General features: G+C 62.2%; 12 protein-coding genes, 2 tRNA genes and 1 pseudogene. 10 read left to right on the top strand and 5 right to left on the bottom strand.

Annotation, left to right across the window (positions count from 1 at the left end; translation table 11 throughout):
* Positions 1-86: 86 nt before the first annotated feature.
* Entirely contained in the window at positions 87-560 is a 474-nt protein-coding gene (locus ACW73L_RS18980; RefSeq protein WP_236102200.1) for a hypothetical protein, read from the bottom strand.
* Between the two features lie 498 nt (positions 561-1058).
* On the opposite strand from ACW73L_RS18980, the gene ACW73L_RS18975 reads away from it, so the two are divergent.
* From ACW73L_RS18975 to glnK, 4 genes are all read left to right on the top strand, one after another.
* On the top strand, positions 1059-1763 hold the full coding sequence (locus ACW73L_RS18975) for a hypothetical protein (protein ID WP_498924143.1): 705 nt from the start codon (positions 1059-1061) through the stop codon (positions 1761-1763).
* Positions 1760-2500 carry a DnaJ domain-containing protein gene (locus ACW73L_RS18970; protein ID WP_498924142.1) on the top strand — a complete coding sequence of 247 codons (741 nt, stop codon included), beginning with the start codon at positions 1760-1762 and terminating at the stop codon, positions 2498-2500. Before ACW73L_RS18975 ends, ACW73L_RS18970 begins: the two co-directional genes overlap by 4 nt.
* 161 nt (positions 2501-2661) lie before the next feature.
* Positions 2662-4605, top strand: coding sequence for an acetate--CoA ligase (gene acs, locus ACW73L_RS18965; RefSeq protein ID WP_498924141.1), 1944 nt, complete (start codon positions 2662-2664; stop codon positions 4603-4605).
* 36 nt (positions 4606-4641) lie between these two features.
* Positions 4642-4980 (top strand): P-II family nitrogen regulator, encoded by a 339-nt coding sequence (gene glnK, locus ACW73L_RS18960; protein WP_139558038.1) that lies wholly within the window; start codon positions 4642-4644, stop codon positions 4978-4980.
* A 39-nt stretch (positions 4981-5019) separates the two neighbouring features.
* On the opposite strand, the gene ACW73L_RS18955 is transcribed toward glnK, so the two are convergent.
* Both ACW73L_RS18955 and speE read right to left on the bottom strand, forming a co-directional pair.
* A complete protein-coding gene (locus tag ACW73L_RS18955) occupies positions 5020-5616 on the bottom strand; it encodes a MarR family winged helix-turn-helix transcriptional regulator (RefSeq protein WP_498924140.1) in 597 nt (198 codons plus the stop codon).
* A 183-nt stretch (positions 5617-5799) separates the two neighbouring features.
* Complete coding sequence (speE, locus tag ACW73L_RS18950) at positions 5800-6654, bottom strand: polyamine aminopropyltransferase (RefSeq protein ID WP_498924139.1); 855 nt, start codon at positions 6652-6654, stop codon at positions 5800-5802.
* Between the two features lie 68 nt (positions 6655-6722).
* Here speE and speA point away from each other — a divergent pair, with 68 nt between their 5' ends.
* Together speA and ACW73L_RS18940 are read left to right on the top strand one after the other, a co-directional pair.
* Positions 6723-8612 carry a biosynthetic arginine decarboxylase gene (speA, locus tag ACW73L_RS18945; RefSeq protein ID WP_498924138.1) on the top strand — a complete coding sequence of 630 codons (1890 nt, stop codon included), beginning with the start codon at positions 6723-6725 and terminating at the stop codon, positions 8610-8612.
* Positions 8609-9463 (top strand): NAD(P)-dependent oxidoreductase, encoded by an 855-nt coding sequence (locus tag ACW73L_RS18940; protein ID WP_498924137.1) that lies wholly within the window; start codon positions 8609-8611, stop codon positions 9461-9463. Before speA ends, ACW73L_RS18940 begins: the two co-directional genes overlap by 4 nt.
* Before the next feature lie 177 nt (positions 9464-9640).
* Here the strand turns inward: ACW73L_RS18940 and ACW73L_RS18935 are convergent, their stop codons facing one another.
* A complete protein-coding gene (locus ACW73L_RS18935; RefSeq protein WP_498924136.1) occupies positions 9641-9991 on the bottom strand; it encodes a hypothetical protein in 351 nt (116 codons plus the stop codon).
* A 365-nt stretch (positions 9992-10356) separates the two neighbouring features.
* Between ACW73L_RS18935 and ACW73L_RS18930 the strand changes: the two genes are divergently transcribed.
* From ACW73L_RS18930 to ACW73L_RS18915, 4 genes are all read left to right on the top strand, one after another.
* Positions 10357-11121: a HesA/MoeB/ThiF family protein gene (locus tag ACW73L_RS18930; protein WP_498924135.1), complete on the top strand. Its 765-nt coding sequence runs from the start codon at positions 10357-10359 to the stop codon at positions 11119-11121.
* Between the two features lie 104 nt (positions 11122-11225).
* Positions 11226-11301 (top strand) — tRNA-Gly (locus ACW73L_RS18925).
* A gap of 56 nt (positions 11302-11357) precedes the next feature.
* Positions 11358-11431, top strand: a tRNA-Cys gene (locus tag ACW73L_RS18920).
* 283 nt (positions 11432-11714) lie between these two features.
* Complete coding sequence (locus ACW73L_RS18915) at positions 11715-12551, top strand: tyrosine-type recombinase/integrase (RefSeq protein ID WP_498924134.1); 837 nt, start codon at positions 11715-11717, stop codon at positions 12549-12551.
* 1 nt (position 12552) lies between these two features.
* Here ACW73L_RS18915 and ACW73L_RS18910 read toward each other — a convergent pair.
* Positions 12553-12768, bottom strand: a pseudogene (locus ACW73L_RS18910) (IS256 family transposase); the annotation flags it as partial.

The raw sequence follows: 12768 nt of genomic DNA, 5'->3' as shown, positions 1-12768 counted from the left end.
AGCTGACTAAGCGAGTTTCTATGGCGGCGAACTTGCCTGCGAACGCGAATGGCGCCGCAACGGTTCGCGCGTGCTGCAGCAGCGAGCTACTTGGGTTGAATATTGATGTCGGCGACCCAACCGCCGTTGCCTTGGCAGGGACCTTCCGTGACTTTGACCTTCACAAATTTCAGCATGCCGACGCCTTGCTCAGCCTCGACGACACCCGCGGTGCCCGGCGACACATGACAGACGATCTGCTTGTCGTCTTCTTCCGTCATCGCGACGCTCGTGAGTTGCGGCAGGGCATTGATTTGAGTGTCTCCGCCGTTGGGGTTCTTCAGCACCACGGCCTGGCCAATGGCTACGGAGGCCTTGGCGACCTGGCCTTCGCTCCCGCCACCGCTGAGCGCAAGCACCAAACCAATCACGGCTGCTGCACCAACGACAACATACAAGATTTTCGGGTTCGACTGGAAGCTGCCCAGAAGATTCTTGGCTGCATCTCCCGCCTTTGCGACCTCTTCCCCAGCTGCCTTCGCGGCCTCTTCAGCTACCGCCTTCGTTGTGTCGTCTGCCATTATCGTTGACCTCCTCTGACTTATACCTGTTTTATCCAGATGGGATGCAAAACCCCGACCCGCGAGGGTAGGCGCACGTTATCACGTTGTGCAAGCCTTGCAAACTTCTTGCTGGGTTCGTAAACGCTGGGGCTGATGCCGGAGTTTTCGGCGCGCCGTGAGTGCCTTCCGCATTAACCACCACGCGCCCGTTCGCACACCACCTCTGCAGTATGGCCGGCTATACCCGCTGTCGACATTCGCCGGAGACACAAGCGCACTCCTCCGACGCCCCACTTGCTTTGTCCCCGCTCGCCGCCATTGGTTCAGCCGATACGCCGTGAGGTGTAGAAATTTCCGAGTCCACGACTCGTCGTAAGCCGTCGCTTCACGCCTGGAACGGGTGGCTTGTATCCGGGACTTGCCCAGGCAAGCTTGATTGCCTGGACGACTGGCCCTACATTCACGAGCACGCTTACCAAGTTGACGGGCTCAGCATATGGCCCGGAGAATCCACCGATGACCAGCAAAATACCCTCGAGGCGGCGGGCCGGCGATGTGACATCGTTTCTTGACCGCCTGTCGGGCGTTCCGGTGGTCAAATCGGCCCCGGAACGACAACACCTGATCTTTGCACTCGATGCGACGGCGAGCCGAGAGCCAACCTGGCGGTCGGCACAAAAGATTCAGGGTGAGATGTTCGACGTCGCTTCGGGACTCGGTGGCATCGAGATTCAGTTGTGCTATTACCGTGGTCTGGATGATTTCGATGCCAGCGCCTGGACAGCGGATACCGCCGAACTGCGCCGTGTTATGGCGGGCGTCGGCTGTGTTGGCGGCTACACCCAGATTGCCCGACTGCTCGCCCACGTTGCGCGGGAACGCAAGACTCGGCCTGTCAGGGCCTTTCTTTTCGTCGGCGATAGCGTCGAGGAACCGGTGGAAGAACTCTGCCATCAGGCCGGGCTGCTCGCGCTACTCGGCGTACGCGGTTTTCTGTTTCAGGAAGGCCGCGACCCAACGGCGGAGCGCGCCTTCCGGCAGATTGCAGGCATTACCGGTGGCGCGTATGCGCACTTTGACGCCCACAGTGCAGATCGCCTGCGGGACCTCCTCGGAGCAGTCGCGGCCTATGTCAGCGGAGGACTGCAGGCCCTGGAAGACTACGGGCGCCAGCGCGGCGACAGCGTGCTGCAATTGACTCGGCAGTTGCAAAGCCGGTGATTCAACTGATTGTCCTTCTGACGCTCGTCCTGATCCTCGTCCTCTCACTTCGAGGCCTGGCAGCGACGGGAGCGACCGCGGCGCGCCAGGCGGGCAAGCGTCTCGCGATCTGGTTGGCCGTGGGGATTCTGATCTACCTTGCGGCCACCGGGCGCCTCGCCGTCGTCGTTGCCCTGGCGGGTGCATTGGTGGCGGCCATGTTCCGCCTCGCGCCGCTCCTGGTGCAGCTGCTGCCGGTGTTCCACCGGCTCTGGCGCCAGCGTGCCACGGCGACCGTGCCGCCCGGGGGGCATGGCGACATCACGACGACCGAAACCCGCTACCTCCGCATGGAACTCCGTCAGACCACCGGCGAAATCAGCGGGCGCGTGCTGCGGGGCGAATTCGCCGGGCGCGACCTCGGATCGCTGTCGCTCGCGGAACTCGCCCGTCTGCGGCACGAATGCAGTGGCGTGGATCCCGATTCCGTCGCCCTGATCGAAGCTTATCTGGAGCGCCTCCACGGTCCCGGGTGGCAGGCGAAGGCGAACGGTTCCGAATCAGGAGCGGGCACTCATTCGGCACGCATGACCCGGGATGAGGCCTACGAAATACTGGGGCTGGCGACCGGAGCCACGCGCGAGGCAATCATCCAGGCCCACCGGAGGCTGATGCAGCGCGTTCACCCCGATCGCGGCGGTTCCGACTATCTGGCGTCCAAGATCAACCGGGCCAAAGACACGCTGCTCGGAGCCTGAGCGCCCGTCGGCCGGACGACCGACTCACATCCGGACGAAAGCCTGGCATGACGCCGCCGCCGGGGGTTTGCCGCTCGGCGCACGGCTGGCTTCGGCGCGGATTATCGAATACGATTCAGGGCCATTTCGGCAGATGCGATCCGCTTCCGGACCTCAGGGCAATGACGATTCCAAAGGTATACGATGTTCCGTCCTCGTGGGCCGAGAACGCGCTGATCGACGACGCGCGCTATCGCACGCAATACGAACAGTCCGTACGCGACCCCGACGCCTTCTGGGGCGAGCAGGCAACCCTTTTTCTCGACTGGACGCGACGCTGGGAGACGGTATCGGACTGCGATTTCCGCAGCGGGACCGTCCGTTGGTTCGCGGGCGGGCGTCTCAATGCCTGCGAAAACTGCGTCGACCGTCATCTGCCGTTCCGCGCCGAGCAGACCGCCATTCTGTGGGAAAGCGACGATGGCGAAACCGTTCGGCGCCTGAGCTACCGGGAGTTGCATCAGGCAGTCTGCCGGTTGGCCAACGCGTTGAAGCGCCACGGTGCCACCAAGGGCGAACGGATCTGTATCTATCTGCCGATGATTCCGGAAGCGGCCATCGCGATGCTGGCCTGCGCGCGCATCGGCGCTATCCACTCCATCGTCTTCGCCGGCTTCTCGGCCGAAGCGCTGAAGGACAGGATTCAGGATGCCGAATGTGCGTTCGTGATCTGTGCCGACGAGGGTCGCCGCGGCGGCAAGGTCATCGGCTTGAAGCAGAATGTCGACCGCGCGCTGGAGGCTTGCCCAAGCGTCCGATCCGTGTTCGTGGTCCGCAACACCGGCGCTGCGGTCAACTGGTTGCCGTCCCGGGACGTGGCCTACGACGAGGCTGTGGCCGCGGAGTCCGAGGACTGCGAGCCCACGGAAATGGACGCCGAGGATCCCCTGTTCATCCTCTATACCTCAGGGTCGACGGGCAAACCGAAAGGCGTGTTACACACGACCGGCGGGTATCTGTTGTTTGCCGCGATGACGCACCGCTATGTGTTCGACCATCGCGATGGCGATGTCTATTGGTGCACGGCCGACGTCGGCTGGGTCACGGGGCACTCCTATCTCGTCTACGGGCCGCTGGCCAATGGCGCGACCACGCTGATGTTCGAAGGGGTTCCCACCTACCCGGATCCGTCCCGGCTCTGGCGGATCATCGACAAACACCGGGTCACCATTTTCTACACGGCGCCGACTGTCGTCCGTTCCCTGATGGGACTGGGTGACGAATGGGTTACTGCGACCCGCCGTGACAGCCTGCGCCTGCTTGGATCGGTGGGTGAGCCGATCAATCCCGAGGCGTGGGAGTGGTATTACCATGTCGTCGGCGACGCCCGCTGTCCGATCGTCGACACGTGGTGGCAGACTGAAACCGGCGGCATCCTGATCACACCCCTACCCGGCGCCAATGCCTTGAAACCCGGGTCGGCGACCCGACCCTTCTTCGGCATCGTACCGGCGCTGCTCGACCCGCGCGGCACCGTGGTCGAGGGTCCCGGCGAAGGCTCGCTGGTGATCGCTGCTTCGTGGCCCGGCCAGGCGCGCACGGTTTTTCGCGACCACAAGCGGTTCATCGAGACCTACTTCTCGGCCTATCCCGGCTACTACTTCACCGGCGATGGAGCCCGACGCGACAGCGACGGCGACTACTGGATCACCGGACGTATCGATGACGTGCTGAACGTCTCGGGCCACCGGATGGGGACAGCGGAGATTGAAAGCGCCCTGGTACTGCACGATGACGTCGCGGAAGCCGCCGTCGTCGGCTACCCCCACAATGTCAAAGGCCAGGGGATCTACGCCTTCGTTACGCCCGTGGCCGATGTCGCGCCGAGCGAGAAGCTAAGGCGAGAACTGATCGACCTCGTCCGCAAGGAGATCGGCGCCATCGCGAGCCCGGATTACATCCAGTTCGCGCCAGCGCTACCGAAAACGCGATCCGGCAAGATCATGCGCCGAATCCTGCGCAAGGTGGCCGGCAGCCAGTTCGACGAACTGGGAGATACCTCGACGCTCTCCGATCCTTCGGTGGTCGAGGATATCATTCAAAACCGGGTTAAAATGTCCGGGTAGACAACTCGCCAATACTCATTACAGACGGAGTTTGCCATGAAACTTGTTAGCGCCGTGATCAAGCCCTTCAAGCTCGATGACGTTCGGGAAGCCCTATCCGACATCGGTGTCAGCGGTCTTACCGTTACCGAAGTGAAGGGTTTCGGCCGGCAGAAAGGGCATACCGAGCTTTATCGCGGCGCTGAATATGTCGTCGATTTTCTGCCGAAGGTCAAACTCGAAGTGGCGGTCTCCGACGACCAGTGCCAGCGCGTCGTCGAAGCGATCGTAAAGGCGGCGAACACCGGTAAGATCGGCGACGGCAAGATATTCATCACGTCGCTTGAGCAGGTCATCCGCATCCGGACCGGGGAAACGGGCGACCACGCACTCTGACATCCGGGCAGAGTCCCTGGCTGCCCGTCGGTTCAGGGACTAAGGCAGGGCGTCTAGCGCCTCGTCCGGCGCAGTGTGTTCACGGCAGATCTTCTCGGCGTCGGAGGGCTGCAAGGCCTCGAGTGTGAGCCCACACCATCGGCTCCCGTCTGCCTCCAGCCGATGGTGGCGGCAAGTGCCGCAGACACCAAAGGATTTCAACTGATTCGCCTTCTGCATCGCTTGCAACAGGCCCTGTAAGGCCGCCACGATCTCCTGCGAGGCCTGATCCGTCAGTTCGGCCATCGCCAAAGCCAGGACGCGCGGCGGGATCGCCTCGGCCAACAGGGCCTCCCCGGTGGGAGTCAGTACCAGCCTGACGACGCGCCGATCCTTGCCATCCGGGATTTTCTCGATCAGCCCGTTAGCTTCAAGCACGCTCAAGGTCTGCGACACGGTGCCCTTCGTTAGACCAAGATACTCCGCGACGGCCAGCGGCGTATTCGAGTAGCGGTTGCAACTGCTGAGGTAATGGAGCGCTTCGAGCTGAACGGGTTGGATGCCGTTAACCGGAGGAACCCGGCGGGCGCCCATCCGGACGAGATTTCCGATACGTTCCAGGTAATCGTAAGCGTGATTTGCGATTGTTTCTTTCATGACATCAAATCGTAGCGGATCGCTAAGTCTCTGACAAGCAAAGAAGCGAATCGTCATCGCGGCGGCAGCCGATGACCGGACTAACTCGAATGATGGGTATGCGAGAGGGCGCACAGGACACGGCGTCGCTGGTCCTGCCAGGACTGCGGCACGGCGCAAACCGCACCGCAGTCAACCGGGTACTCAGAGGCCGCTGACAGCGCGCTCGAAGAACGGCGGCGTGGTGAGTGCGGCACGGTGCATCGCGGCGCTGTAGTACTCGGTTGCGAATGGCTTGGCGAGCGCCGCCTGCTCCCGGAAGGGCTCAAAGGGGGTGGCACTGGCCATCGTGCCGCTCCACCACCCGGAGGGGTAGATGAATTGCGGGAAGAACAGGGTCTGGCGATGCGTGAAGCCGGCGGCGCCCATGACACGATACATCGAACGGATCAGATCGAGGTGCAACAGCGGAGACTCGCTTTGCTGAGCGAGAATTCCGCCCGGACGCAGACATTTAAGGCAATCACGATAGAACGCTTCGTTGAACAACCCCTCCGCCGGACCGACCGGATCGGTGCTGTCGACGATGATGACGTCCACACTGGCCGGCGCGGCCTCCTTGACCCATCGGATGCCATCGATGAACAGCAACTCGGCGCGGGGATCCGTGTTGGCCGTGCACAACTCGGGAAAGTGGATTTCCGCCAAGCGGGTGACCCGCTCGTCGATCTCGATCTGCGTGGCCTTTTTGACACCGGGATGTCTCAGGACTTCACGCAGGCTTCCGCAATCGCCGCCGCCAATGATCCAGACCGTTTCGGGTTGTGGATGCGTGAACAGCACCGGATGCGTCATCATTTCGTGGTAGAGAAAATTTTCGCGGGTGCTGACCATCGTGCACCCATCAATGACCATCAACTTCCCAAAGCATTCGGTGTCGAAGATCTCGATTTTCTGAAACGCCGTCATCTCCTCGTGGAGCTTGCGCTTGATGCGCAATGACAGCGCGCTGCCGTGCTGGGGATAGGTTTCGGTAAACCAGTTTTCTTCGTCGCGCATCGCTAAACCCTGAATTTGGCAAGACCGGCGATTTTCCACATAATCATCGGCCTTTCAAGGAATACTGCATGACATCTTCCGACTGGAACATCAGGCGCGCCCGCGAAACCTACGCGATCGAACATTGGAGCGACGGTTACTTCGACATCGACGAGTGCGGCGAGGTCATCGTGCGCCCGCGACGGGCCGATGAACACCGGAAGCTGAGCCTGACCGATATCGCCCAGACCGCCCGCCAGGAAGGCCTTTCACTGCCCTTGCTGGTCCGTTTCACCGATATCCTGAAGGATCGTGTCGCTCTGCTGCACGACGCGTTCGAAAGCGCCCGGCGCGACCACGACTACACCGGCACCTATACGCCCGTGTATCCCATCAAGGTCAACCAGGAGCACAGCGTCATCGATGCGCTGTACCGCAGCGGCGAGGCCAAGGTCGGACTCGAAGCCGGCAGCAAATCCGAGCTGCTCGCCATTCTGGCTCTGGCGGGTTCCGATACCGTCATCTGCAATGGATACAAGGATCGGGCCTATGTCCGCCTCGCGCTGATCGGCCGACGGCTCGGACTGAACCTGTTCATCGTCGTGGAAAAGCTCTCGGAACTCGACCTGATCATCAGTGAGTCGAAAGCCCTCGGGATCGAGCCGCAGCTCGGACTGCGCGTCCGGCTGCACAATGTCAATGCCGGCAAATGGCAGAACAGCGGTGGAGAAAAGTCGAAATTCGGGCTCAATCCCGGCGACATCCTGAAGCTGACCGAACGGCTCGCGGCGGCCGGCGGCCTGTCATGGCTGCAGCTGATGCATTTCCACATGGGCTCGCAGGTCGCGAACATCAACGAGATCAAGCCGGCATTGCGGGAAGCGACCCGCTTCTTCTCGGAGCTGTGCCGGCTGGGTGCGCCGATCCGCTATATGGACGTCGGCGGCGGGCTGGGCGTCGACTACGACGGGACGCATTCCAACAGCTCCTGCTCCATCAACTACACGATCCAGGAATACGCGCAGAGCATCGTCCGGGCCGTCTCGGAGATCTGCGCCGAGCACCGGCTGCCCGAGCCGCATCTGATCACGGAAGCGGGCCGCGCGATGACGGCGCATCACGCCGTGCTGATCACGAACATTATCGACATCGAGTCGGTGTCGGACGAAGTGCCGCCGCCCATGGACGGGGCCGTGACGTGGACGCATGATCTCGAGAGCCTGCTGGAACGCAGCGCCGTGGAACAACCTTTGGGCATCTATCACGATGTCGAATTCGAACTGCAGGAAGCGCGCAACATGTTCCTGCAGGGCAAGAGCGACTTGCCGCATCTGGCCCGGGTCGAACGCCTGAGTTTCGCGGTCTTTCATCGTTTGCGACGCCGTTTCGACGTGCGTTTGCGGGCCCATCGCGAGGCACTGGATGAATTGAACGAGCGGCTCGCGGACAAGGTCTTCTGCAATTTCTCGGTGTTTCAATCGATGCCCGACGGCTGGGCTATCGATCAGATCTTCCCGGTTATGCCGCTGCAGCGCCTGGACGAAGAACCGGTCCGCCGTGCGGTGATCCAGGATCTGACCTGTGATTCCGACGGACGAATTGGGGCCTACATCGATTGTCAGAGTATCGAGAAGACCATGCCCATCCATGGCATGCGGCCCGGGGAGTCGTACCTGATCGGCATCTTCATGATCGGTGCCTATCAGGAAATCCTGGGCGACATGCACAACCTCTTCGGCGACACCCATTCCGTGAACGTCGAGGTGGGTGCCGACGGCCACTACCGCTTCGTGCAACCGGTTCACGGCGACGGTGTCGACGATCTGCTGCGGTACGTGCATATCGATCCCGAGGAACTGGAACGGGCTTACCGCAAGAAGCTGAACGAGGCACAGCTCACGCAGGCCGAGCGCAAGCTCTATGAAAGCGAGCTCATCGCCGGCCTGAATGGCTATTCCTACCTGGAAGAGCCCTCGTGAAAGTCGGCTTTATCGGACTTGGGGCCATGGGCGAGCCGATGGCACGGAATCTGGCCGCGGCCGGGTTACTCGCCGCAGTTTGGAACCGGACCCCTGCGCGGGCCGCTGCGCTGAGCGCCTCGCTCGGTATCGACTCTGTACCATCCCCGGCCGAACTCGCGGCAGCCGTGGACATCGTCATCATTTGTGTGTCGGCGGACGCCGACGTCATCCGTGTCGTCGACGCCTTGCGCCCGGCAGCCAGACCCGGCCTGGTCGTCGTGGATTGCTCGACCGTGAGCCCAGACACCGCCCGTGAGGCTGCGCAACGGCTGGGCGACGGCGGTGCGGAGTTCCTCGACGCCCCCGTGACCGGCGGCGTCGAAGGCGCGCGCAGCGGCCGTCTCGCGATGATGATCGGCGGGAGCCCCGCAACGCTGGCAAAAGTTGAGCCGGCACTCTCGGCGATGGCGACACGTATCGTATTCATGGGCGACACCGGCGCAGGCCAGGCCGCGAAGGCCGTGAATCAAGTGATGTGCGCAGGTATCAACCAGGCCGTGACCGAGGCCCTGGCGTTCGGCGAGAAACTCGGCCTCGACATGGACCGCGTAATCGAAGTGGTGTCCGGCGGAGCCGCCGGAAACTGGTTTCTGGAAAAACGGGGACCGACCATGACCCGTGGCACGTTCGCGCCCGGTTTCAAACTGGCGCTACATCACAAGGATCTTGCGATATGCCTGTCGATGGCAGTGGACATGCAAATCGACCTGCCGTTGACGGCTACGACGCTGAATGATTACGCCGCATTGATGGCCGAAGGCTTCGGAGACGAAGACATCTCGGCCCTGTATCGGCGGAAACGGCCCTGAACCGCAACTACCACGGCCGGGCGGTCGGCACCTGCCCGCTCGGCGCCGGCAGTTGCTAACCGGTCGCACCGTTGCACCGACAAGACCTCCGGGTATTTCGGGCGACCACCGGATCGAACGGCCCGCGACCCTGCCTGTCAGGCAAGGGCCGCGTCCCAGGGATCGGTTGACCTGCCGCTATTCGCAGCTGCCATACTCGATTTGCGCCGTCTCGAAGGCGCTGTTTTCCTCGGAATTCAACCGGATGACGGCCTGCAACGCTTTCAGCTTGTCTTCCGCGGGTTTCATTTTGGCGTTGAGCGCTTCGAGTTGCGGGTAAAACTCGTTGACGGTTCTTTCATCATGCGAGCGGTGCGCCACCAGCAATTTGGAACGTAACGAACTCTGCTGACACCGATCGGCCCGTGTATCGCGCAACAGGCTGACGGCCTGCTCCAGATCTGCCGACGACGCGAAACCGGGCGAAGAAACCATACCGCCGGCGAGCAAGGCCGCCGCCGACAAGATCCGCACTGAAAACACCTGCATGCTCCCCTCCGAAACCCTTGTTTGTTATTTTCTAACTGCGAAACGAGTCACGGATTGTATACCCAGACACACGATGATGAGCATCCTGCCCTGTTTGCCCCGGCCACCCGTTGCCCGCCCGTTTTTCGACCTGCCCCGGTACCAGGACAAAAAAAAGGGTGTGGCAACAGCGCCACACCCTGCAAACGCCGCGCTCGCTGCTAGCTACGCGGTCATGCAAAGACTCAAAGCAACAGACATTCCCGATCGAACCGAGTTCCATCAATCACATAAGGGGCCTTCTGGTCGCTCTGGCGGGAAAAGCCCCACTCCCGGGACAGCCGCTCGGAGCGGTCGCTCGTTGTCATGTGGTGAGGGTGTTGGCGATGCATGACGAACAACTGTTGCGCTATAGCCGCCAGATCATGCTGTCGGAAGTCGATATCCCGGGTCAGCAAAAGTTGCTCGCGAGCCGGGTCCTGATCGTCGGAGCCGGTGGACTCGGCTCACCCGCGGCGATGTACCTCGCCGCGGCAGGCGTCGGTACGTTGGTGCTGGCCGATGATGATCGGGTCGATCTCTCGAATCTGCAGCGCCAGATCGTCCATCACACCGACCAGATCGGGCAAGCCAAGGTGGAATCAGCGGCCAATACGCTGTACCGGCTCAATCCCGATCCGCGGGTCATCGGCATACCGCGTCGACTCGGGGGTGGCGAACTCGCGGTGGAGGCCGCCCAGGCGGATGTGGTGCTGGACTGCTCGGACAACTTTGCTACCCGCTTTGCCGTCAATACGGCCTGTGTCGCAGCCAGAACGCCCTTGATCTCGGGTGCCGTGATCCGCTTCGAAGGCCAGCTCGCAGTCTTCGATGCGCGATTGCCTGATGCGCCCTGCTACCACTGCCTGTATCCGGAGACACCACAGAACGACCTGGACCAAAGTTGCGTGCGCAGTGGCGTCATCGCACCGTTGCCGGGTCTAATCGGGAGCTTCCAGGCACTTGAGGCGATCAAGCTCTTGCTCGGTCTCGGCGCGCCTTCCACCGGACGCCTGTTGGTGTTCGACGCCTTGGCAATGGAGTGGCACACGCTGCGACTGCGCCGGCATCCTCAGTGTCCTACATGCGGCCAACGGGTCGCGGCGACCTAGCACGCTGCGCTGCGCGGTCCGACCCCGGAGGGCGCCACGAGCGATACATGCTCGGGGGGATAGTTGACATGGCACGGGAAAGTACCCATAATGGCGATCTCTACGCGGGAATAGCTCAGTTGGTAGAGCACAACCTTGCCAAGGTTGGGGTCGCGAGTTCGAGTCTCGTTTCCCGCTCCAGTTCTGGCCCTAGGGCCGCTTTGCGATATCTCGCATCTTTCCGGGTTTTCTCTTAAGGCTGAGTGGCAGAGTGGTCATGCAGCGGCCTGCAAAGCCGTGTACGCCGGTTCGATTCCGACCTCAGCCTCCATTAGAGCGTTTCACGCCATGTCACAACATGGCGAAGTCACTGAAAAGCTTAAAAAATCCCCGATCCCTTCGTGTCACGTCGTGGCATAAAATGCCTTGACAATACCGTCAAAATGACGGTACATGAGCCGGAACTCTCCTTGCTGCTGAAGGTGCGTACCGTCTGTGCCGTCAAAACGCCGTAACCGTCGGATTCTCTTCGACCCCCACCCTTCCCCGTGGGATTCCGCCATGTGGTTCCCAATGGGGATTGAACCCGCGCCCCACCGGCTGGAGGGCGCGTCATGCCGTTGACCGACATCAAGATCCGCACCGCAAAACCGGCCGATAAGCCCTACAAATTGCACGATGAGCGGGGGCTCTACCTGTTGGTGCGCGGTACGTCGAAGCTGTGGCGGTACGATTACCGTCACGACGGCAAACGGAAGACGCTCGCGCTGGGCGACTACCGCGACGTGAGTCTGAAGGAGGCCCGCGAACGGCGCGATGAGGCGAGGCGTCTGCTGTCGAAAGATGTTGATCCAGCGGCCGCCCGGAAGGCGCGCAAAGCCTCGCAGGTACAGGATGCCGAAACGTTCGAGGCGATCGCCCGCGAATGGCTGGAGAAGTTCAAGGCCAACTGGACCGCCGATCACGCGCTGCGCCTGCTGGCCAGGTTTGAACATGACGTGTTCCCGTACATCGGCGCCAAGCCGATCAGCACCATCGCCGCCCCCGAACTGCTGGCCGTGGTGCGACGGATCGAGTCCCGTGGTGCCGTCGATACGGCGCACCGGGCGCTGCAGAATGCCGGTCAGGTGTTCCGCTATGCCGTTGCCACCGGACGGGCCGAGCGCGACCCCTCCGGCGATCTGCGCGGCGCCCTACGCCCCGTTCGAGCCAAGCATCACGCCAGCATCACCGACCCGAAGGGGATAGGCGCACTGCTGCGCGACCTGGACGACTATCAAGGTTCCCATGTCACCCGCTGCGCGCTGCGCCTGGCGCCGCTGCTGTTCGTCCGTCCGGGCGAGCTGCGCCACATGGAGTGGTCCGAGATCGACACCGACGCGGCAGAGTGGCGACTGCCGGCCGGGGAGCTATTGTCAAAAGTGGTGTTTAGGGCCGTGCTCGTTGGCTGAGTCAGGCGGCCAACACCTGCTGTCCCGGTGGGTCGTCGGTCACCGGTATACCATCTTCAAACACCACGCCGTGCAGGAGGTCCGGGATGCGTTCGGCCCCGCGAATACGCCGCCAGGATTTCGCCGCCTCTTCCATCAGCTTGAAGGCGAGGCCGAGGAACGTCGCTCGCGACAGGCAGTTCTTGGCGCGCGTGGTGCGGTGGCGGACCGTCGCGAA

It is taken from the genome of Methylolobus aquaticus, assembly GCF_054172105.1.
Note: the sequence above shows the minus strand (reverse complement) of the source record. Positions and strands in the feature narration are given on the sequence as shown.